We start from the raw sequence: 23,453 nt of genomic DNA, 5'->3' as shown, positions 1-23,453 counted from the left end.
ATAGCAGGTAAACCTTAAATCTGTCTTTTCATAACTAAGACCAGCAAATTGAGCTATAAAGGGCAAATACACCCCTTAATTTGCATTATAAGTCCCCCTCAAAACACAGTTATTATAAGAAATTTGTCTCCAAGACCAATAAATTAAATCAAAATAATTAACTAAACAGAAAATTTTATATGAACAATCAAATAAAGCTTTTTAGTAAACGTTGGGAAAAACTGACGTGTATGCTCTTAGTATGTTTTTTTACTTCATTTTCTTATGCAAATAAGGTTGATGATTTTAAAAACAAAAAAACAAATCAGGTTCAACAAAAAACCATAACAGGTACAATTAAAGATATAAATGGAATGCCTCTTCTTGGGGCAAGTGTTGTTGAGAAAGGTACAACAAATGGTGTGCAAACAGATTTTGATGGAAAATATTCCATTAAAGTTGCCAATAATGCTACATTGGTCTTTTCTTATTTAGGTTTTGTTAATAAAGAAGTTAATGTATCTTCAAAAAATGTAGTTAATGTAGTTCTTGAAGAAGATATTTCTAGTCTAGATGAGATTGTTATTGTTGGTTATGGTACCCAAAAGAAAATTAATGTAACTGGTGCTGTTTCATCAATTAAGGCAAATGATGTTGTTTCAACACCCGCACCCAATGCTAGAAGTCTACTAATTGGGCAAGTACCAGGATTAATAACAAATCAAAACCCAGGATTGCCAGGTCAAGATGGGGTAGGGCTAAGCATTCGTGGTTTTGGAAATCCGTTGGTTATTGTAGATGGTGTAGAATCATCTTTTGATAGACTTGACTCTAATGATATAGAAGATATATCTATACTTAAAGATGCTGCTGCCGCTATTTACGGTGTAAGAGGTGGTGATGGAGTAATTTTGGTAACAACAAAACGAGGAAAAACTGGTGCTGCCAAGTTAAGCTACCATGGATATACTGGTTTTCAAAATCCGATTAAATTTCTGCAGCCATCCTCTGCTGCTGCTTATGTTCAAGCTAAAAGAAATGGTATCTTTAATACTCAATATAATCCAGATTTTCCAGACGCGCCAATTGACTACGGACCAGAATGGTCTGAAGAGCGTTTGGCTCAATATCAGTCTGGAGAATTACCAAGTTATGATTGGGTAGATGCACTTCTAAAAAGTAGCGGAAGTCAATTATCAGCTCATAACTTTAGCGTAAGCGGTGGTTCTGAAAAAGTTAGATATTTTACCTCTTTAGGGTTTTTAAACCAAAATGCTATTTTTAAGGGAGATTATAGTTACAATAAATTTAATATCACAAATAATTTAGATGTTGATTTAACAGATGACTTATCATTATCTTTAAATTCATCTTATATTGATGAAACTAGAGATTATCCAGCAGCAGGTGTTGGTGAGTTATGGAATGATTTAAGAACTGCACAACCTTTTTACAATCCAGAACTACCAGATCCAGATAGAGCACCCTATAGTGGTTTTTCTCAACGTTCTCCTGTCGCTAGAATTTATCAAAGGTTTGGGGGGTACAATTTAAATGAAACAAAAACTTTAGCAGCAGCCTTAGAATTAAAATACAAACTTCCTTTTATAAAAGGTTTAACAGCGGGTGCTAGAGCTAATGTAAGACAACGAGATAGAAAATCTTTTAGACTTACTAAAACTTATGGTATTTATGAGTATTTCCCAGAAACAGATACATATAGATTAGAGCAAACAGTTAACCCAGAGCCACTTTTTAGTAGAGGATTTCTTGCTGGAGATGGTGACCCTACAATGCGATTTTTATCTCGTTTTTATCTAAATTTTGATAATACTTTCGGTAAACACAAAGTTTCTGGTTTAGTTTTTGTTGAAAACGAATATAATGAAGTAGATAATATTAATATTTTACGTAGAGACCTTTTATCTGACGAAGTTGAGCAGATTGGTACATCTCTAAACGAAACAACCGAAATAAATGGTAGAGGTATTCCTGGTGAGTATGCACGTTTAAGTTACGCTGGTAGATTTAATTATTCTTTCGATAATAAGTATTTATTTGAAGCAACGATTCGTGCTGATGCAAGTTCAATTGTTGCCCCAGAAGCTAGATGGGGATACTTTCCTTCAGTTTCTATAGGTTGGAATTTAGCAGAAGAAAGCTTCTTGAAAGATTCAATGGTAGATTTATTGAAGCTAAGACTATCTTATAGTGAAACAGGTAGAGATACAGGAATTGGTTATACAACCTTTGATTATTTAACCGGATTTACAGAAAATGGTGGTATTTACTACCTTGATGGTGAAGCTGTGCCTACAATTAGAACAGAAGGGTTAGTTAATCGAAACTTATCTTGGATAAATATTATAAATTACAATGCAGGTTTAGACTTTAGATTACTTAAAGGTAAATTTTATGGTGGTGTAGACGCCTTTTACAGAATTAGAGAAGGGCTTTTCGGAGCAGCGATAGAAGAAGTACCATCCATATTTGGTGCTAACTTACCTCAAGTAAATATTAATTCAAGAAACGACCGAGGTGTAGAGTTTAATTTAGGCTATAAAGGTAGAATTGGAGATTTAAAAATAAACTTAGATGGTAACTTCACCTATGCTCGTGAGCGTTTTCAAAATATACAACAAGATATTGATTTTGATGACCCAAATCAAGTACGTATCGATTTTAGAAACGGTAGACATGTAAACAGAACCTTTGGCTATGTAAGTGATGGTTTAATAAATACACAAGATGAACTAGACGCATATATAAACGCAACTACTTTCGAAACGCTAGATGGAGGGCTTCCTCAACTAGGTGATATTAAATATGTAGATGTTTCCGGTCCAGATGGTGTACCTGATGGTGTAATCAATAGGTTTGATGTTCAAGAAATTGGGTATGGTAGTAGTCCAGATATTAATTTTGGTTTTAATGCAAAATTAACCTACAAAAACGTTTCTCTTACCGCACTTTTTCAAGGAGCTTCTATGTTTGATGTTCGTGCACAAGGAGGCGTTTTTAGAAATCCTTTTGACAATGAAATGTCTTTGCTCACATTACATGAAGAGTACAGTTGGACACAAGACCCTAACAACCCAGGCGTAGGCAACAACCCTAACGCTGCATTACCTGGATATACTGACAATGGAGGTAGAGATTGGAATAATAATTTTTCTGATTTCTGGCTTAGAGATGGTACTTACCTACGTTTAAAAACGGTAACCTTAAACTATGCCGTAGATAAAGATATACTAGATAAAATAGGCTTTAGAAACTTAAGTTTCTATGTAACAGGTGATAATTTATTCACATGGACAAGATTAGGTATTTATGACGATGTAATTGATCCAGAACAGTCTTATAACAATAGTGGCTATAGTATACCACTATTAAGAACATTTACTTTTGGTTTAAAAATGGGGTTATAATAAATTAAAAAACACTAAAAATGAAAAAAATTATTTATTTACTTATTATTTGTTGTTTTGCATTTGTTGGATGTGAAAAACAACTAGAATTAGATCCTAACTTTATATCTGAAGCTTCAGTTTTTGAAGATGAAAATTTAACAGAAGCCTATATAGCTGATGTATATCAAAGATCATTATTTCAATATTCTAGAGGTGCAAATATGGGATTGTTCTCTGCCATGGGTGCAGAATATATAAATTTTGCGAACTGGCAACAACCAAACCAAGCTTTTCGTAGAGCATATACGCAAGATACAGGCCCAGGACCTTTAGATCGTTGGAACTATGGGAACATGAGAGATATGAACTTTCTTTTAGAAAATATTGAACTTAGTGAATCTTTGGATGCAGATTATATAAAAGCAAAAAAAGCTGAGGTTCGTTTTTTAAGAGCTTACGATTACTTTGAAATGGTAAAGCGTTTTGGTGGTGTTCCTATTTTAACAAGTGTTCTAAATAGAGATGATAGTTATGAAGAATTGTATCTTCCTAGAAATACAGAACAAGAAGTTTATGATTTTATTTACAATGAAACTCAAGCTATTTTAAATGATTTTTCTGATGATAAAAGAGGAGCCAATGGACGTGTAGATAAATACGCTGTATTAATGTTGCAGAGTAGAGCAATGCTTTATGCTGCTAGTATTGCTAAAAATGGTGAGTTAGGTCCAAATGGAGTAGTTGGTATCCCAGCAGGTTTAGCAAATTCTTATTATCAGAAAAGTTATGACGCTTCAAAACAAATAATAGATTCTGGAATGTTTAGCTTAATAGATTCTGGTTCAGATAAGGTGGCCAACTATGCCTCTATTTTCTTAACAGAAGGTACTAATAATAGTGAAACCATTTTTGCAGAAATATATGAACCAGTTGTTAGAGGTCATAGCTTAGATTTGTTAGCGACTCCTCAAGGTTTTGGGGCTACATGGAATTCTAATTTTCCTGTAATTTATGATTTTGTTGAGCTATTTGATTTTACTGATGGTCGTTCAGGTAAAGTAAACAGGTCATTATTAACAGGCTCAAATACCTGGGATTTAGATGACTTTTTTGGAAATAGAGACCCTCGTTTTAGAGCTTCGGTATTCTATCCAGAATCAGAATGGCAAAACCAACGTGTTTGGTTTCATAATAAGGTTATCAAAGCAGATGGTAGTACAGGAAATAGTACAAATACTACATTTGTTAGAGCAGATGGTGTAGAAATGCCAGAAGCAAGTCTACCTAGAAATAGAAGAAATACATCTTTGCTTTTACGAAAAAGACTAGATGAGAGTAATCCTCAACCTATTGGTAATGCTTCTGGTCAAGACTATATTGTCTATAGATATGGAGAAACACTATTAAATTTTGCTGAAGCTGCTTTCTATTTAAATAAAACAGCAGAATCATTAGATGCTATTAATCAAATCAGAACAAGAGCAGGAATGCCTCTTAGAGCTAATATTACAGAAGATTTTATAAGACAAGAACGTCAAGTAGAACTTTGCTTTGAAGATCAAAGATACTGGGACTTAATTCGCTGGCGTATTGCCCCATTATATTTAGATGGTGTACAAAATAAAGGGTTAGTGTTTTCATATGTAGAAGCTTCAGATGAATACATCATTACCCTTAAAAATGCCGAGGGTGGTTTTACAAGAACTTTTGGGCCAGAGCGTTATTATTTGCCTTTTGGTAATGGAAGACTTGCAGATAATCCTAATATGGTTCAAAATCCTGGTTACTAATAATTTATTATATAAAAATAAAAAAAAGCTGTTCAAAGTTTTACTAATGTAAACAACTTTGAACAGCTACAATTAAAATTAATCTTAAAAACTATTTATTATGAAAAAAATTACTTTTTTACTTGTATTACTATCTGTAAACTTTTGCAACAGCCAAGAATTACTTAAAGACGGTGGTTTTGAAAATGCCAATACCGAAAATGTATGGTACAATGCTGATGGTCCTGCAGCATTAGGTTTCCCTTTTGCAAATGATACACAACGAACAGGAGATTACAGAGCAAATCTTGGTAACGAAAAAGGGTCTATAAACCAAGATATAACGCCAACACCTGGTGTAGAATATACTGTAAGTTTTTGGTGGAGATTTAACAACACAGGCTCTACAACAGATGCTACTGCTGGTATTTATACAACAGCAAGTGGTACAACTGTTTCAGATGAAATAAGACTTCCAATGGGAACAGAAAGTGGAGAAGACTGGCAAAATACAACATTTACATTTACCTCTACCTTTCCTAGTGTACGTTTTACTGTTTCAAAACCCTATAGAAGTATTGTTACACCTCAGTCTGTAAACAATTCAATGCGATTTGATGATATGAGTATTGTACCCACAAGTTCTTTATCAGTAGATAATTTTTCAAAATTCAATTTTAGAACATATCCAAATCCTGCAGATGACAATTTATATTTATCAGCGGCAAATACTATAGAAAAAATAGAAATTTACAACCTTTTAGGTAAACAAGTAATAAATCAACAAATATCAAATAAAACTTATAAGACTAATATTTCTGATCTTTCTCAGGGTGTTTATCTTTTAAAAGTTTATATAGATGGCGTTGTTGGTACACGTAAATTTGTTAAAAGATAAACATAAGTTTTACCCTAATTAAAATCTAGATAAAGGTTTTTATTAAGAATAAAAACCTTTATCTCTTAAAGATTAAAACATTACATGATTAAATATTCTTACCTGTGCGCAATTTTTCTATTCCTTTTTGTTTCTTGTGTTAAAGATAAAAAGGTAAAAAAAGAAGAAGATCAAAATATAAAGCAAACTCCACCAAATGTCATTGTTATAATTGCAGACGATGCTGGTTATGTAGATTTTGGCTTTATGGGTAGTAAAGATTTAGATACACCACATATAGATCAATTGGCTAAAGACGGTGTTTACTTTACAGATGCTCATGTAAGCGCAACCGTTTGTGCACCCTCAAGAGCTGGGTTAATAACAGGTAAATACCAACAGCGTTTTGGTTTTGAAGCTAATCATACAGGAGACAAGCATACAGGAGATATAGGTTTATCTGATGATGTTACCACCTTAGCAGACGTTTTTAAAGAAAACAATTACAATACAGTTGCCATTGGAAAATGGCATTTGGGTGAAACAAAAACAGATCAACCAAAACAGAGAGGATTTAAAGATTTTTATGGATTTTTAAGTGGAGGAAGATCTTACTTCCCTATTAAAAATCCTCCAGCTACTCATGCATTACAACACAATGGAAAACGAGTTATATTCGATGGTTACCTAACAGATGTTTTGGGTGATTACGCTGTTGATTATGTTCAAAAAAACAAAGATCATCCTTTTTTTATGTATCTAGCATACAATGCAGTTCATACTCCAATGCATGCTAAAGAAGAAGATTTACTAAAATATAAAGATCATCCAAGAAAAGAACTTGCTGCAATGACCTGGTCTTTAGATCAGAATATTGGAAAACTGCGCAATAAATTAAAAGAACTAGATTTACTAGACAACACCTTGATTTACTTTATAAGTGATAACGGAGGAGCGCATAATAACAGTTCTAACAACGGCGAATTGAAAGGTTGGAAAGGTAATAAATTTGAAGGTGGACATCGCGTACCATTTATTGTTAGTTGGCCTGCAAAAATTGAAAAAAATCAAAAATTTACAGGTTTAACATCTTCTTTAGATATTTTTACCACTTCAATTGCAGCTGCAGATATAAAAGTGAGTGAAGATTTATCATTAGATGGTGTTAACCTATTGCCATATTTGATGAATGAAAAAAGTGGTAATCCTCATAAAAAATTATATTGGCGAAAATTAGAAGAAGCTGCTGCTAGGCACGGAGATTATAAACTCATACGATTAAAAAATCATGGCAGTGTTCTATACAACCTATCAAATGATATCAGTGAAATGAATAACCTTGCTGATTCAGATACACTTACTTTAAATAATTTATCTAAAGGATTATCTACCTGGGAGTCTAAATTGATTGATCCTTTATGGAAAGAAGACAAAGACTGGATGAATATTACCTATCATATTCATAAGAAATTAATGGAAAATAAACCTGTTTTATATTTAGACCCAAAATCCAGAAAGTCATTTTTAAAGAAAAAATAAAAGATTTTTTTGTATAATAACTCTTTTTGTGATTGATTTAGAAATCCTTTAAGAAAAGAAATAGAACACATTAACACAAAACCGTTATTTGTAATAGGATGATACTTTTAAAATTAGTGGTTTAACACATAATCAACGCGTGTTTAATTTAAAAACTATAGTGTATTATAGTTTTTATTCTTTGAAACGAATACCATTTCTACTGAAATGAAGAAATTTAAATTTGAGATTTCTTAGTTTCACTATTTACTTGGTAAGTTACTTTCAATAAAAATTTGTTTTATCTCAGTAATACTCGAAATGGCAAACTCATGTTTTTCAATAAAATAAACCTATATCTGCCTAAAAAGCTATATTGAACTCAAGTTAATCAGGTATTTGAATGGCTTTATCTTATGAATCGAAATAGAATATTTAGAAAATACAGCGTTAACAAAATATAGATAAAGTTCAGCAATGGAGTGTGTTTAAAAAACCAAAAACTTCCTTTTGAACACTTTCTAACTTTCGAATCATATCCTTAGAAAATAAAAGACTATTAAAACCGAATTAGATTTAGCCAAGAAACTAATATTTTATATCAAAACTTACTTGATAAAATAGGGCATTAAAAATTTAATGCCCTATTTTATTTTTAAAAATTATACTGTAAAAAAGCAGTGAAATTTCTTCCTGGTTCAGTAATAGGAACCCTACCAAAATTAGCTTGATTGGTAAAACTAAAGTTTAAATGATTGTTATACGTTTTATCAAAAATATTAATAGCAGCAAAACCTAAATTTGCATTTTTAAAAGGTTTAAATCCAAAACGAACATCTACAGTTTGGTAACCATCTGTGCTTGTTTCTCCAAAGCTTGGTGCAATCTCATTTTGAGAACTGGTACTATTATATTGCACATTAGCCCAGTATTTTTCTTTATTTGTTCCTAAAATCAATCTTGCATTAAAAGGCGGAGTTAAAGGCAAAGATTCGTCTAAATCTTTATTTTTTGCATACACATAAGCCAATTCAGATTTAAAATAATAATCAGTTAAAATTGCAGTTTCAAAAGAAGCTTCAAAGCCTGTTCTGTAAGCGTTGTCTAAATTTTGAAACACTTTTGGGTTTACAGGTTGTGCAGTTGGCATAAACTTTCTGGTTTTGGTTGCATCTACAATACCCACAATAAAGTTTTGAAAATCAGAATAATACACAGAAGCAGCATATTTAATACTGTTTTTGGTGTTTTTTGCTTTAAAACCAATTTCAAACTGATTGTTTACTTCTGCTTTTAAATCTGGATTTCCAATATATTCATAAGGATCTTGATTGATGGTAAAGTGATTGATGTAACGTTCAATCATATTTGCAGAACGAACTCCTCTTCCAAAAGCAGCTTCTAGAGTAAGATTTTTAGAAACAAGTTTTTTAAACGAAACAGTTCCGCTAATATTATTTTCTGTTCTTTTTTCTAAATTGTAAAGCGCTGCAAAATCTGCTTCAGGATCTTTAATGTCAGAAATTATTCTATCTAACCTTAAACCAGCAGTTAACAAAGTATTTTCTGTTAACAACCATTTTGCTTCTGTAAATACTCCGAAATCATTTACATAAGAATCTTGCCAAACTTTATCGTTAAATTCCATTGGTGTTGCCAACATATTTCCGTTCATCATTTTTACCAATCGTGTTCTTCCACCATCTCTAGCTATTAACATCGCATCTGCACCTGTAAAAATATCTACATTTTTGGTAGGTTGCCAATTCAGTTCTATTTTTCCACCCATGGTTGTGGCTTCAACAGCAGAAGAAGCTTCTGTCATCATAAAAGAAGGTCTATTAGTATTGGTCATTAAATGATCTACATAACTATAATACAACTTTGCAGAAATACTATTTAATTTTCCTGATAAATTCGTTTTTTTATAGTCTAAAGAAGCAATGCTACTATTATCATATTCAGTATCCATAGGCAAACCTGCGTGTAAAACATCACGTCCAAAAGATTGTCTCCAATGAAATTGCAAACGCTCAACATCAGAAAAATTATAACCCACTTTTACGCCATAATCAGTGCTTAAAAAAGAAGACGGAATTTCTGTACCATCACCATCTTTATAATTTCCAAAATCTCTGTAACCAAAATTACCTACTACATCATATTTGTCTTTTATGTACTGTAATTGCAGCATATTTACGGTAGAATTTCCATTGGTTTCAAAACCCGATGAAAACTTACCATGAAAGCCATTTTCTAAATAATTAGTTTGTTTAGAAACCATATTTACAATACCACCAAAAGTAGCTCCATAACGCACTGTATAAGGTCCTTTTATAATTTCTATTTTAGAAATTTCTTCTGGAATAATATGCGTTGTAATAGGATCCATTCTGTTTGGGCAAGCGTGCATTGCTTTGGTTCCTCCATCATATTGTATGTTTAATTGTTCATACTGGCTTCCTCTAAAAGAGGGATCAATAGCATAATTTCCTCTTTTGATTACAGAAAAACCATTGATATTATTAAATAAATCTGCCACGTTTTTTGGTTGCACAACGTTTTTAGCATATCTATTAGAAATAATGGTATGTATAGGATCTTTTTGTAATTTTCCAGTTACGATTACTTCATCTAGTTTTACTCTTTTTAGGGTGTCTTTTTTAGTCTCTTTTTTGTCTTGAGAAAAAGAAACTGTAGAAATAAGTGCGCATAAAAGCACACTAAAAATTGTTTTCATTTTTTAAATTTTAGTTTTTTATATACGATTTTGTAGAGGCTATCTGAAAAGTAGACCTATATGTCATTTTTAGCGAAGTCAAAAATCTAACTATTTGATGATCAAAAAATAAGATTTCTCCATTAGAGTCGAAATGACATGGATTTTATAGTTTTTAGACAGCCTGTTTTTTAAATTGAAGTAAAACTAAACTTGTGGTGGGTGAAAACTTGTGTCAATAATCAAGTAGTCATAATAATTTTGATAGTTGAAAAATGTTTTTTTTGCAGCTATATTTATTTGAAAATCAACTTGGCAGATGGTATGTTGATGTAGTAAAATATCTTTAAAATCTACGATTTGAAGAGGTGCTTCTTCTGAACTTTTACTACTTTCTGTTACTTTTTTTAAGTGACATTTTCCATTACATTGCAATTCGGGTTGATCTTTATTCTCACACAATTCTGCAATAAAACCAATAGGATCTACATTGTAATAAATATACGTAAATGAAACTCGTAACATGTTGTACAATACAAGACTGCTTAAAAAAAAAGCATAAAAAAGAGTTTTATATTTTGATAAAAAAATCAAATATTATAAGGTTTGTATCAACGTATTTACAGCGCAAATATAGTTACAAAATTAACTTATTCCAGTAACTTAGGTTACTTACAACCTCTTTTTTTCGTAATATCTTTATACAAGGAATTTTAAATATTAGAAATTATGAAAAATGTAATTAAAAAAGTAACGGTTCTATTTGTTCTAATAACTTTAGCTATAGTTGTAAATGCATGTTCAGATGATTCACAAGATGAATTTATACTATTTGACTTGAATGATGTTGAAGATGTTCAAGAAAGTACAACAATTTTGCAGGAAGATATTGATGCATTATTGTTTATGTTAGAAGAAGAAAAATTAGCGAGAGATACTTATGAGTATTTAGACAATACTTGGAGTTTAAGTCAGTTTGAAAACATAAAAAAAAGCGAACAAGCCCATATGGATGCTATAGAAGATGTATTAAAACAAAACGAGATTTCTTACACTATTTTGCCAAAAGGAGTTTTTAGTAATAAAGATTTACAAGCGCATTACAATACATTTAAAGTTGAAGGTGCAAAAAGTACTATTGATGCTTTACAAATTGGAGCAACCATTGAAGATTTGGATATCAAAGATTTAGAAAACTATGTTTCACTAACTAAAAATAGTACTCTTATAAGTATTTATCAAAATTTAATATGCGGTTCAAGAAATCATTTAAGAAGTTTTATGAGAGGTTTAGATAATAATGAAGGCACATATACACCTCAATTTATCACTCAAGATGCTTTTGATGCTATAATAAGTAGTGGTCAAGAACAGTGCAATTGAGTTTTTGATTATGAATACTATGAAACTTTAAGATATAGTTCAATTTTAAAAAGCATTAAGTGGCAAAACTTTTTGCTTTTTAAATAGCTACCCACTATTTTTCTAAGAATTCACAAATAACTTTTGAATCTTTTTTGTTTAGAAAAAAAAATAAGGAATTTAGAAAAAACAAATTTTAGCTTAAAATTTATATATTAAGTTTGTTTTTTATGTCATGCATTATTTTAGAATCCATATAGTTTTACTGATTTATTTTTTTATTACAACTGTTTTTGCTCAAAATCCAGTAATAGAACAAATGAATAAAATATCTAAGCTACCAGATGTTGAGTTTTACGATGTTAAAGAAGATGTGCAAAAATACATTTGGTTAGCTGCAAATAAGGGTTTGTATCGTTATAATGGAAAATCATATAAGCGTTTTAGTCATCCTAAACAAAAAGCAAATTCACTCTTTCAATTAAAGCTAGATGAGTTTGGCAAATTATGGTGTAACAATCTTTATGGACAACTATTTTACGTTAAAAATAATGAATTACAATTGTTTTACGACGCAAGCGAGTTTGCCAAGGGTCAACTTTTTAACTATCAAATCAATTCAAAAAACATACGCTTATTTACTACAACAGGTATTTATGATATTGATAAAATTACCAGAAAACCAATTAAAATTTTGGATGGTTTTTGTATTAGTAATGCCAATGATGAGCAAACAAATTATGTATTTGTTGTAAACTCTAAGAAGGGTTTAAATAGTAATATTACTTTTAAAATAGAAAATGTAAAAGGTACTAATATTGTTAAAATTGAAAGTTTTAAACATATACAATCTCCAAAGCTATTTGCGTTTAAGAATGATGTTTTTTTTACCTACAAAGCTGGTAATGGTAATGTACTGTATGTTATTAATAAGGGTAAGAATACAAAACAAAAATTAGATACACCTATTGAATTAAAAGATAAAACCATCTATAATCTTTTAAGTTTTAAAGATAATTACTGGTTTTTAACAACTTCGGGCGTTTATATTTATCAACTAAATAATCATAAATTCATTTTTAAAGATCATATTTTTAAAAATGAATCTATTACAGACGTAGAAATTGATTTTAATAGTAACTATTGGTTTACAACATTAGATAATGGAGTATTTGTATCGCCAAATTTAAACATACGTCAGGTTAATTTAAAGCCTTTAGTTTCTAAAATTACAGCATCTTGTAATTTAAAAAACAATAGGTTTGTTTTAGGAACTAATGATGGTAAATTGTTGTTTTACAATACGCAAAAACAATTTAAAACGATTCAATTACCGGGGAAAAAAATAATAGGTAAACTTTTTTTTGACGCACAAAAAGAACAATTAATTGTTAGTATAAATGCTACTGAATCTTTTACAGTAAACTTAAAAAATCATGAAATTACAAATACTGGCTCTCAATTTTCTGTAGCGAAAACTTTTTCTAAAATAAATGATTCACTATTATTTTACGGAAATTATAAAGAAGGGATACTTTATAAATATCCATTTAAATTTAAAGAAAAAAAGGTTTTACATGCTAATAGAGTAAAAACATCTTTAGTTTATAATTCAACTCTTTTAGTGGCTTATATTAACGGTTTGTTTCAATACGATTTAACTACATTTAAGTCTAAAGAAATAAAGAAAAATGAAAATAGTTTACTAGTAAATGCTATAACTAAATCTAAAAATACAGTTTGGTTAACAACCCAACATAATGGTTTATTAAAATTAAAAAATGATACTTTAACCAAAGTAGAATTAGGTTTACCAAAAGATCTTCAAATAAATACAATAAAATCTGATGTTGATTATTTGTGGATTTCTACAGATTCGGGTCTGTTTCAATACAACATCATAACAAACTCCTTAGCTTCATTAAGCGCTCAAGACGGAATTAATATTGCCGTAAATGATTTTTTAATTCTCAAAGATTATCTTGTGCTTACTTTACCAAAATCATTTTATGTATTACCAAAAGATAATGGGTTGTTTAAAAACTTTAAAACAGCCAATGTTACTATTAAAAAAGTAATTATTAATGATAAAGATACCTTGGTAAAACCACAATATAAATTGCCTTATCATTTTAATAAAATAGGACTACACTTTAACGCTAATGGTTTTCAAAGCAATAAACATGTAGCTTATCAATATCGTATAAATTCAATTGACACAAGTTGGCAGCAAGTTCCTTTAAACACACAAACAATTAATTTTAATAGTTTGTCTAGTGGAAAACATAAAATAGAGTTAAAAGCAAAAAATATAAGCGCTAAAAAAGCAGTTTATGCCCCTTCTATTTCTTTTATAATTACCAAACCTTTTTGGCAAAGGTGGTGGTTTTATTGTTTAATACTGCTTCTTATTTTTACTATTATTTGGTTGTATTTTAGGTGGAGCTCAAAACGTAAAGAAGCAAAACGAAATATTGAAGTTGATAAAATTTTAATTGATAAAAAAATCACGAATTTGCGTTTAGAAAATTTACGCTCGCAAATGAACCCACACTTTATTTTTAATGCGTTAAATTCTATACAAGATTATATCATATCTAATGAAAAAGATTTAGCAAGTTCTTATTTAGTAAAATTTAGTAGGTTAATACGAATTTATTTAGATTATAGCCAGCAAAACGAAATTTCTTTGGATGAAGAGTTAAGGGCCTTGCAATTGTATTTAGAGTTAGAAAAAGTTCGTTTTGAAGACGAACTAGAATATAGGATTCAAATAGAAAAACAACTCAATACTAAAAATATAAAAGTACCTCCTTTATTTATACAACCTTACGTAGAAAATGCTTTAAAACATGGGTTGCTGCACAAATCAAACAATAGAAAACTGCAAGTAATTATTAAAATGATTTCGCATTCAATTTTAGAAATTTCAATAGAAGATAATGGAATTGGACGTATAAAATCCGAAGTAATAAAGAAGTCAAATCATCAGCACAAATCATTTGCCACAAAAGCTAACCAAGAAAGAGTTTACTTGTACAAAACAAAGTTAAAGAAAGATATAAGTATAAAAACAATAGACCTTTATGGTGAAAATAAAGAGGCTAAAGGAACAAAAGTGATTATTAAAATATCAATACCAGAACACTTATGAAAGCAATCATAATAGATGATGAAAAGAGGGCAAGACACTTGTTATCTAAATTGATTACAGATTATTGTACGCATATAACTACTATAGATGAGGCATCAGATTTAGTTTCTGGTGTACAATTAATAAAAAACTCAAAACCAGATTTGGTATTTTTAGATATCGAAATGCCCAATCAATCTGGTTTAGATATTTTAGAATATTTTCCAAATCAAATTGATTTTAAAATCATTTTTGTAACCGCTTACAATCAGTATGCTATAGATGCTTTTAAACTATCTGCTATAGATTATTTGCTAAAACCAGTAGATATTCAAGAGCTTGTAGAGGCTGTTGCTAAAGCTAATAAAGCAATAAAAGAGCATAACTTAAACGAACAATTGAATAATTTGCGTGAATCTTTAAAGCTGTTATCTGTAGATAAAATAGCTTTAGAAATTCCTAAAGGAATACTGTTTACCTCTCACAACGATATTGTATATTTTGAAGCAGATGGAATGTATACTAACGTTCAGCTGGTTAATGGCAAACAAAAGACAATTTGTAAACCATTAAAGCATTTTGTAGAGCAATTAGAAAGTAACGCCATGTTTTTTAAATGTCATAGATCCTATTTTATTAATCTTAAATATGTAGAAGAATTAGTAAAAAATGATGGAGATTATTTGCTGATGAACAATAAAAAAAGAATTCCGATTTCAAAATCTAAACGCGATCAGTTTATAGAAGTCATTAAAGAAACGTTTATGTAATTTCATTCAGAAAAAAATTAAAGTGTTTCAGAAAAAAGCCCACTATTAATCTTTAGTCTTAGTATTAATTTGTAATTGAAAATTATAATTAATCTCAATTACAATGAAAAAATATTTACTCTTATTATCCTTTTTTATATTAAGTTTTTCTAACGCACAAACCATAGTTTATGTAGATTTAGATGCCTCAGGAACTAATGATGGCTCCAGTTGGGCAAATGCCTATACATCTTTACACGATGCCTTAAACAATACTAATATTGCAGGTGCAGAAATTTGGATTGCAGAAGGAACTTACACACCTGTAGATGCTTCAACTCCGTTTTTAAATAAATATGGTGTTAATATTTACGGTGGTTTTGTGGGTACAGAAGCCACAAAAGCAGATAGAAGTACTGACCCTTGGTTACATCCTGTCTATTTATCTGGAGATATTAACGGAGATGATTTAGACGAATTACCTCGTGTAAATTCATTGTTTAAAAGTGATAATGCAAACCGTATTTTACAAATTGAACCTATAACAGTTAGTGGTTCAACTTTAGTTCATGTAAATGAAAAAATAACAATAAATCGTATCAATTTTGTAAATGCTCATGGAGGCAGTGCATTATACAGTCACCCAAGTACAGTAAACTATACTCAAAAAGAAATTACACTTTTAAATTGTCGTTTTTCTAGAAACTATGCTACCACTAGGCCTGCTTTTGATGTTTGGTCTTATGAGGTTGGAGGTTCTTCATCAAATCCTCTAAAAACGTTTTCTTTATTAAACAGTATTGTTGACGAAAATGTATCGCAAGTAGGGTTCGCTTTTGAATATCGAGGACTTCGAGATTATGATGCCATTTTTATTGCTAACAATTTATTTATTGCAAACAAGGTTATAGATGCTGGTAAATCTGGTAGTGTAGCAAGATTTATTTCTAACGGAGCCCAAGGTGTAAGTGTACATTTTTTAAATAACACACTTTCTTTAAATCAAGAAGGTACAGGTGCAGCAGTTGCTGTGGCTAGTTGTATTCGTTTAGAAAAAACATCTGGTAGTGTTGGTGGTGCTTGGTACAACAACATATATTATAACAATTCAGGAACTAAAGAATATATAGGATCTACAACAATAGGATCTGCAGGTATTTCTGTTGGTAATACAAATGCAAGAGATTTTACACCAGTTTATGATGTACCAAACTCTGTTTATTTGCCATCAAACCCTTTTGTAGAAATTACTGCAGGAAATTTTGAACCCATAGCTGCATACAGACAAAATGGAGCCATGGGCGGTTCAGCTTATAATTTATCTGATTTTCCAACTACTGATTGTTTTCAAAATAGTAGAACCTATTCTAGTGGAACAAGCATTGGCTTAGGGGCTATACAACATGCAAATACAGCCATGTTTCATGGTCCTTCAGATATTGCAAGTCTATCGCTACCAACACCAGTAGCAGCTATATTTGTAGATGCTGCAGCACCCGTAAATCAAGAAGGTACATCTTGGGCAGATGCTTACAGTTCTATATACGATGCTTTAAACGATCCTAGTTTAGTGCCAGGTGGTAAAGTATATGTAAAAGCAGGAACCTATTACCCAACAAAAGGAGGGTATACTATTAGTGATAATAATGTGCAAATTATTGGTGGTTTTGATGGCACTGAAACCGATGAAAATGATAGAGACATGTCATTAATTTATTCAACAAATGCTACCATTATTTCTGGTGATGTAAACAATGATGATATTACTGGCAATTTTGCTGCTAACAAAGCCGATAATTTAGAGCAATTGATGGCTGTTAATACAAACAGCGTAACCCTTGATGGATTTATTTTCGAAGGTGCTCATAAACCTAGTGGAAGTAATCCTGTTATTTATTTTCCAACAACGTATTATACTTCTTATTTTACGTTAAAGAATAGTATTATTAGAAACAATTATTCAGGTAACGGAATGTTGATGGATTATAGATATTTTACAGATGATATTCAATTTATTAACGTAGCTATAAAAGGGAATTTACTCAATAACGGTGTGGCTTTATTTCAAAGTTCAGCTAGTAATACACCTATTAATTTTAAATTTGTAAATTTTGAATTTACTGATAATCAATACAATTCAGATTTTGGAGCCATTTGGTTTAGAGAAACAGGTACATCAAATATGAGTACAACTATTTTAAATTCAACTTTTGTTAACAATAAAAACGATTTTTCTACATCTACAATTAAACATTTAATCAACATTAGTTCTTCAGGATCATTAGAAAATGAGGTAGAGGTTTATAATTCAATATTTTACAATAATTTTCACAATACTTCTGTTGTAAGCGATGTTGTTTTTGATAACTCTAAACAAGCAGAAGGAAATTTTGGAGATTTAGATATTGATAATTGTATAGCACCAACAATAACTCCTTTTACAGCAAATATAGATGGAGATGCTTTTAATATAAACATAGCAAATCCTAATCTAGATGCTAATTATAGACCTACATTATCTTCAATAGCTGTTGTAGATCAAGCAACTAATGCATTTTACAATTCTAGTTTATACGGTTCTTTAGATGCTTCTGGTAATACTAGAATAGTAAACTCTACTATAGATTTGGGTGCTTATGAGTTTGATACCACATTAAATGTTACAGATATAAATTACGCAAACAATAGCATAATTGTACATCCAAACCCAGTCAGAGATAATTTGTTTTTAAAATCTTCAGAGTCTATTACAAGTTTAACCATTTACAACATCAATGGGCAAAAAGTAAAACAAATTAACAGTTTTGATAACTTTATAAATGTGTCTGAGTTGCCTAATGGTTGGTATATGATTCAAATTCACTCAAATCAAAAAATCACGAATAAGAAATTTTTAAAGTACTAAAAAAGCCAAATATTTATTAAAATAGGCTGTCTAAAAAGTATAAAATCCCTGTCATTTAGATTGTAATAGAGAAATCTTATTTATGATCATCAAATAGTTAGGTTTTTTCGATTTCGCTCAAAATTACATATAGATCTACTTTTCAGACAGCCTGTTTATTTTAATAGATTTTGATATTTTATTTTTATTTATTCTAAATAAACAATTATATTTGCAATATAAAGTTACAAAAATGATTGTTTTTTATACAGCAAAAAAAACTACAATTCAATTAGAAAAAGCATTAAGTTGCGAAACTTCTTGCTTTTCTAACTGTATAAAACCAAAAAGTAAATGTTGCAATAAATACAAGAAAAAAGGCGTTAATTGCAAAAGATGTCCACATATATTACTAGAGACTGCCTCTTAAATTATGTAGCACAAGTTTATTTACATCATTAATATTCTTACTTTTGCTTTTTACATCATAAGCTATGAAGCATTTTCACTATTTTTTTGTATTATTTTGTTTTGTTCTTGTTACAAATTCTTGCCAAGAAAATGGCATTGTGTTTCCACCTTCAGATAACAATCCAATCTTTGAAGTAACAATAGATGGTGAAATTTTTAGAACATCAAATGCTAATTATGTAATAGATGGCGATAAGATTTCTATTTATGCTATTAAGTCAGATACAAACGAAGCATTTACCTTAAATGTAGAAAGTTACGATGTACAAAGCTTTAGTTTAGAGGGTGTTAATAACACAGCAACCTACAGTCAAAATAACGCTGTTTCTACAGGTACTTGGACCACTTTTGGAGAAACTTCAAGCAGAGGAAACATTACATTTACAGATATTAATTTGGCAAACAATACCGTTTCAGGAACTTTTAGTTTTATTGGTAGCAATAAAACAGCTACGAGTTCTAAAGCTTTTTCGAATGGTAGCTTTAGTTATATTCCAAGAAGTTCTCAACCCATATCCAAAAATAGCTTTACTGCTAAAGTAGATGGTGTCGTTTTTCAAGAAATAAGTCTATTTGCCAATACAATTACTATTGGAACAAACAATTTAATTAATGTTAATGCCAATAAAAGTTCATCAGAATCGATAAGCTTTTATGTAAACGATAATATTACTCCAGGTGAATACGATTTTGGTAGCTTTATCAATCAAACCTATCCAGCAGGTCAATATGTAATTGATGGTGATGAATATGAAGCTGATGGAAAAATAACAATTGTTAGTCATGATACCTCAGCAAAAAAAATATCAGGTACTTTTAATTTTGATGCTACTTTAACTGCAAGTACAGTTGCTAAACATGCTATTACAGAAGGTTCTTTTAGTATTTTTTACTAAATAAAAAAGACTATCTGAAAAGTTTAGAAATACTGTTATTTTAAACCTAGTCAAAAAAATCTGATTATTTTAGATTTCTCTATTCTAGCCGAAAACGACATCTAATTGTACTTTTCAGACAGCCCCCTCAACCATTAATTTGCTGCTAAATAGTCAGCATCATTAAAAACTACTTTTTCTTTTTTCCTTTTGCACAAAGGGTCTGCACCTATTGTGCCCTTTAAACTCTCTAAATATACTTTTGATGTTACTTTTTCATAATGGGTTTTTACGTTTTGTAAACGATTTTCAATATTCATTTCATTAACCAAAGCTGCGTTGTTTGGGTTATCAATAAAACGCTCTAGGTAATCAATTTGATGTTTGTAAAATGCAATATCTTTTTCTTGTTTTAATACCAAACGCTCTTGATACCAATCGCTATTTAAAACATACTCTCTACTGAAATATTCACGTAATTCTGGGTCGCTTATGTCTTTACCTTCGTAATTTCCATACGCCATAATGTGTAATAAAATTTGTAGAGGAGGTATTGCATCTGCCACACTACCATCTTTAAAGTAATTTATAGCTACCTTTTGTTGCGCTTCTACAATGTTGTTAATTCCGTCTACAAAATCTTCTAAACCTTGCAATTCTGGTTTTAGCATACGTTCACTAAATACTGCTGTAGGTTCATCAAAAATTCTGTTTAAACAATATAAATCAAACTTTTTTGTTATTCTGTAGCCTAATCTACTTGCCAGTACTTTTTTACCTTCAAACTCAAAATCTTCTAATTTTTCTAAAGAACCATTTTTAATAAGATTTTTAGGATCTCTATCTTCGGGAGTCATTCTTGCCCAAATTTCAGGAATTAGTAAACTCACATCATGGTCAATTTTATTTTCTGCGCCAATATAACCAGCTGCAGTGCTAAATCCATTAGATGCTGTTAAAATATGCGATAATAGCGCATTATTTAAATCAGATGTTGGCGTTAACATGTTAAAAGGAGCTTTGGTTAATGCACCTTCTGAACCAGCGCCTGTTGTTGATGGCGATTTACCTGTTAAACTACAAATAAAGTCCATGAATAATTCTGGGGTTTCTTGGTAGTGAATTGGGTTGTACACAGCCAAAGGTCTAATTCCGTTTGCTTTATCAACAGGGTTATTTCTTCTACCAGGTAAAACAGCATTTACCACATGAATTACTGGGTCTTCTTGTTTTATTTTTCTTGTTAAACGCACTCCAATATCAGAAATATAAGAAGCTTCATTTTCATGATAAAATTTGTTAGGTTCTAAATAACGTGGATTTTTAGTTGGTAAACCATCTTCTATAATTCTTGGGTGAGAAGGTAGCACAAACTGAATATCATCATCATCGCTATTGATAATTTCTTTTATAAAATTTTTAACAGGTTCTGTGTATTTATCAAAATTAATGGTGTCTTCATAAATAGCTATGGCATCTTGTTTGGTTAACATTTCATAGTTTGTTAAGAATCTTCCATCAGAAATAATATCAAATTCAGCACCTTTATCATAACCTCTTACAATAGCTTCATCTGGTCTTTGAAACAGATGTGCTTCACAGTTTGTTACCACTTTTACACTTGGGTTATCAAACTCTGGATTTAGTAAATCTTTAAATTGATTTCTAGGTAGTGTTATTGATGCAGAAATATCATCTTCTGTTTGAATTTTTTCGCTTGCAGAAAAATCGGAACGTAATTTATTCAACATCCAATTGCCTTGTTGATTAAATCCGATACGAACGTAACTACCCACAACAGGTGTGTTATTGTATAATAATGAGGTACCTTTTGCGCCGTTTATAATTTCAACAGACATCATATCTTTCCAGTTTAAATTGGCACCATGTGCTTGCCTAAACATACGTTTTACCAATAAAACTAAAGAACGAACGTGTACAGGAATATTGCTAATAAATTCGTTGAATTCATCAGAATTCTCTTCAGATGGTGTTAATAACTTAACTACAGAGCCTAAGGTTCTTTTTTCACTTAAAAAAGATCTCGATTTTGGTCTGTCAATAGTTTTATCTTTCCATCTTGTAGAGTAATTGAATTCTATAATTTCATCTGCTTTTTTAAAGTCTTCTTCTAAATTATGAATGTTAAAATTGCTATAGGTAATTGCATTTTGCATTGATTTAGAAATCTCAGATTTACCACCACCAGAAACTGTACATGGTTTATGGCAGAAAATACCTTCGGGATAAGTTTCTACAATACGCCATAATTTATTCTGAGGATGTTTTTCTAAACGTAATTTATTACCTGAAGGATGGATGTAGGTTTTAAAAGGAGATAAAATTAATTCTTGTTCTTTGCCTTCATATATCCAGCTGATATTGTTTTTGTTGATATCAAAATATGCAGTTTCTGGAATGTAAATTACATTTGGATAATTTTTATCTACCGCATAATTTTCTGGTTTTACATCAATTCGATCTGCCAATAGTGTTTTTACATCTTCAAAAGTATGGTTTAAGCCATAATATCTAAAATAATCTTTACCGTTAACAGTATCTCCCATAACACGCCTTGCATACGCAATGGCACCCCCAGCATGTTCTTCTTCAACCAAACCGTAAAGGTTTGCAGAATAACTAATTTGAGTTTTTATTTCTTTTTTAGAATAACCGTAGTAATTGTCTGCAATTAACGTAATTACAACACCTCTTTCGTCTCTACAAGTAATTTTAAATGCACCACCATTGTTGTATAGTTCGTTTTCATCTGTCCAACACATTCCGTCTTTTTTCTGACGTTCTGTTGCATCATCAAAATGAGGTAAACCAACCTCTTTTTTCTTTAATTTTAATAGTTGAGGCGCCAAAACAATACAACCTGTATGGCCTGTCCAATGTTCAGGGTCTAATGCAGCGTCGTTTTGCGCAATGGTTGGATCACCAGCATTTCCAAAAATATTTTCGACAAAATCTAAATTGCTCACTAAATTTCCTGGAGCAAAAAAGCGTACCTCTAAAGACTTTTTAGAGATGATTCCTTTTACTTCTGGGCATACAGTTGGTCTTAATAGCATAGATACCATAACTTTTGCCTTTTCATCTTGTTTAGAGGTAAAAGGCAATATTTTTAAATCGTCAGAAGGATTAAAAGCAGCGTTTAAAAAATGTGCAAAAACTATTTTTGGTACCTCAAATTTGTCTAATGGTACAGGTAAATCTCCTTCAACAATATGAAACGTGCCTTTTGTAGTTCTTTTATCGTGTAAAGGATTGTTTAAAATACCTTGTTTTAATCTGCTCGATGTTACTAAATTGCTTTTAAAAGAGTTGCCATTTGGTGGTAAACTTACCTCTCTTGCTTGCCCTGCTTTAGATAAAATTAAGGTATTATTGGGTATTGTTATGTTTTTATCTATTTGAATGTCTTTTAAATAATCATCTATAAAACTTTGTATTCTGCTGTCAACAGGAGAGAGATGACTAGATAATAATCTAGATTTTTCTTGTAAGCTTTTTACAAGTTCGCTTGTTAATTCTTCGAATTTTGGATCTAAGAATTTACCTGTAGGATCTTTAAAAGTAGGTTGACCTAATGAAGCTAATTGTAGGTTAATAAACTGAATAGCGTCTTTTCTAGATTCTTGCATCGTTTTTAGTTTCATGTTATCATATTTAATATGACAAAATTATGTTATCAGATTTGT

12 protein-coding genes are annotated in these 23,453 nt (G+C 30.6%); 9 read left to right on the top strand and 3 right to left on the bottom strand.

Annotated features, from left to right (window positions below; translation table 11 throughout):
• Nucleotides 1–230 precede the first annotated feature (230 nt).
• The 4 genes from ACW9UN_RS11800 to ACW9UN_RS11785 all read left to right on the top strand — a co-directional run bounded on the left by ACW9UN_RS11800 (nucleotide 231) and on the right by ACW9UN_RS11785 (nucleotide 7,574).
• Nucleotides 231–3,407 carry a SusC/RagA family TonB-linked outer membrane protein gene (locus tag ACW9UN_RS11800; RefSeq protein ID WP_459486490.1) on the top strand — a complete coding sequence of 1,059 codons (3,177 nt, stop codon included), beginning with the start codon at nucleotides 231–233 and terminating at the stop codon, nucleotides 3,405–3,407.
• Nucleotides 3,408–3,427: 20 nt separating this feature from the next.
• Nucleotides 3,428–5,179 (top strand): RagB/SusD family nutrient uptake outer membrane protein, encoded by a 1,752-nt coding sequence (locus ACW9UN_RS11795; RefSeq protein WP_459486488.1) that lies wholly within the window; start codon nucleotides 3,428–3,430, stop codon nucleotides 5,177–5,179.
• A 100-nt stretch (nucleotides 5,180–5,279) separates the two neighbouring features.
• Entirely contained in the window at nucleotides 5,280–6,056 is a 777-nt protein-coding gene (locus ACW9UN_RS11790) for a T9SS type A sorting domain-containing protein (protein WP_459486487.1), read from the top strand.
• Nucleotides 6,057–6,140: 84 nt separating this feature from the next.
• Nucleotides 6,141–7,574: a sulfatase-like hydrolase/transferase gene (locus tag ACW9UN_RS11785; RefSeq protein ID WP_459486486.1), complete on the top strand. Its 1,434-nt coding sequence runs from the start codon at nucleotides 6,141–6,143 to the stop codon at nucleotides 7,572–7,574.
• Between the two features lie 634 nt (nucleotides 7,575–8,208).
• Here the strand turns inward: ACW9UN_RS11785 and ACW9UN_RS11780 are convergent.
• Together ACW9UN_RS11780 and ACW9UN_RS11775 are read right to left on the bottom strand one after the other, a co-directional pair.
• On the bottom strand, nucleotides 8,209–10,293 hold the full coding sequence (locus tag ACW9UN_RS11780; RefSeq protein ID WP_459486485.1) for a TonB-dependent receptor domain-containing protein: 2,085 nt from the start codon (nucleotides 10,291–10,293) through the stop codon (nucleotides 8,209–8,211).
• 186 nt (nucleotides 10,294–10,479) lie between these two features.
• Nucleotides 10,480–10,797: a hypothetical protein gene (locus ACW9UN_RS11775; protein WP_397445104.1), complete on the bottom strand. Its 318-nt coding sequence runs from the start codon at nucleotides 10,795–10,797 to the stop codon at nucleotides 10,480–10,482.
• A 204-nt stretch (nucleotides 10,798–11,001) separates the two neighbouring features.
• Here ACW9UN_RS11775 and ACW9UN_RS11770 point away from each other — a divergent pair, with 204 nt between their 5' ends.
• From ACW9UN_RS11770 to ACW9UN_RS11750, 5 genes are all read left to right on the top strand, one after another.
• Nucleotides 11,002–11,655 carry a DUF2202 domain-containing protein gene (locus ACW9UN_RS11770; RefSeq protein ID WP_459486484.1) on the top strand — a complete coding sequence of 218 codons (654 nt, stop codon included), beginning with the start codon at nucleotides 11,002–11,004 and terminating at the stop codon, nucleotides 11,653–11,655.
• A 298-nt stretch (nucleotides 11,656–11,953) separates the two neighbouring features.
• Nucleotides 11,954–14,788 (top strand): sensor histidine kinase, encoded by a 2,835-nt coding sequence (locus tag ACW9UN_RS11765; RefSeq protein ID WP_459486483.1) that lies wholly within the window; start codon nucleotides 11,954–11,956, stop codon nucleotides 14,786–14,788.
• Entirely contained in the window at nucleotides 14,785–15,537 is a 753-nt protein-coding gene (locus tag ACW9UN_RS11760; RefSeq protein ID WP_459486482.1) for a LytR/AlgR family response regulator transcription factor, read from the top strand. Before ACW9UN_RS11765 ends, ACW9UN_RS11760 begins: the two co-directional genes overlap by 4 nt.
• A gap of 103 nt (nucleotides 15,538–15,640) precedes the next feature.
• Nucleotides 15,641–18,421 (top strand): T9SS type A sorting domain-containing protein, encoded by a 2,781-nt coding sequence (locus tag ACW9UN_RS11755; protein WP_459486481.1) that lies wholly within the window; start codon nucleotides 15,641–15,643, stop codon nucleotides 18,419–18,421.
• A gap of 473 nt (nucleotides 18,422–18,894) precedes the next feature.
• Complete coding sequence (locus ACW9UN_RS11750) at nucleotides 18,895–19,767, top strand: DUF6252 domain-containing protein (protein ID WP_459486480.1); 873 nt, start codon at nucleotides 18,895–18,897, stop codon at nucleotides 19,765–19,767.
• A 134-nt stretch (nucleotides 19,768–19,901) separates the two neighbouring features.
• Here the strand turns inward: ACW9UN_RS11750 and ACW9UN_RS11745 are convergent, their stop codons facing one another.
• Complete coding sequence (locus ACW9UN_RS11745) at nucleotides 19,902–23,411, bottom strand: PPi-type phosphoenolpyruvate carboxykinase family protein (protein ID WP_459486479.1); 3,510 nt, start codon at nucleotides 23,409–23,411, stop codon at nucleotides 19,902–19,904.
• Between the last annotated feature and the right edge of the window lie 42 nt (nucleotides 23,412–23,453).

Source organism: Polaribacter litoreus (assembly GCF_054584775.1).
The sequence above is the reverse complement of the archived record's forward strand: the minus strand, read 5'-3'. Positions and strand labels throughout refer to the sequence as shown.

Bases quoted from the DNA above. Each gene is read 5' to 3' on its own strand.
- ACW9UN_RS11770 (WP_459486484.1), top strand. From the start codon at position 11,002: ATGAAAAATGTAATTAAAAAAGTAACGGTTCTATTTGTTCTAATAACT.
- ACW9UN_RS11800 (WP_459486490.1), top strand. From the start codon at position 231: ATGCTCTTAGTATGTTTTTTTACTTCATTTTCTTATGCAAATAAGGTT.
- ACW9UN_RS11745 (WP_459486479.1), bottom strand. From the start codon at position 23,411: ATGAAACTAAAAACGATGCAAGAATCTAGAAAAGACGCTATTCAGTTT.
- ACW9UN_RS11755 (WP_459486481.1), top strand. From the start codon at position 15,641: ATGAAAAAATATTTACTCTTATTATCCTTTTTTATATTAAGTTTTTCT.
- ACW9UN_RS11795 (WP_459486488.1), top strand. From the start codon at position 3,428: ATGAAAAAAATTATTTATTTACTTATTATTTGTTGTTTTGCATTTGTT.
- ACW9UN_RS11765 (WP_459486483.1), top strand. From the start codon at position 11,954: ATGAATAAAATATCTAAGCTACCAGATGTTGAGTTTTACGATGTTAAA.
- ACW9UN_RS11775 (WP_397445104.1), bottom strand. From the start codon at position 10,797: ATGTTACGAGTTTCATTTACGTATATTTATTACAATGTAGATCCTATT.
- ACW9UN_RS11790 (WP_459486487.1), top strand. From the start codon at position 5,280: ATGAAAAAAATTACTTTTTTACTTGTATTACTATCTGTAAACTTTTGC.
- ACW9UN_RS11750 (WP_459486480.1), top strand. From the start codon at position 18,895: ATGAAGCATTTTCACTATTTTTTTGTATTATTTTGTTTTGTTCTTGTT.
- ACW9UN_RS11785 (WP_459486486.1), top strand. From the start codon at position 6,141: ATGATTAAATATTCTTACCTGTGCGCAATTTTTCTATTCCTTTTTGTT.
- ACW9UN_RS11780 (WP_459486485.1), bottom strand. From the start codon at position 10,293: ATGAAAACAATTTTTAGTGTGCTTTTATGCGCACTTATTTCTACAGTT.
- ACW9UN_RS11760 (WP_459486482.1), top strand. From the start codon at position 14,785: ATGAAAGCAATCATAATAGATGATGAAAAGAGGGCAAGACACTTGTTA.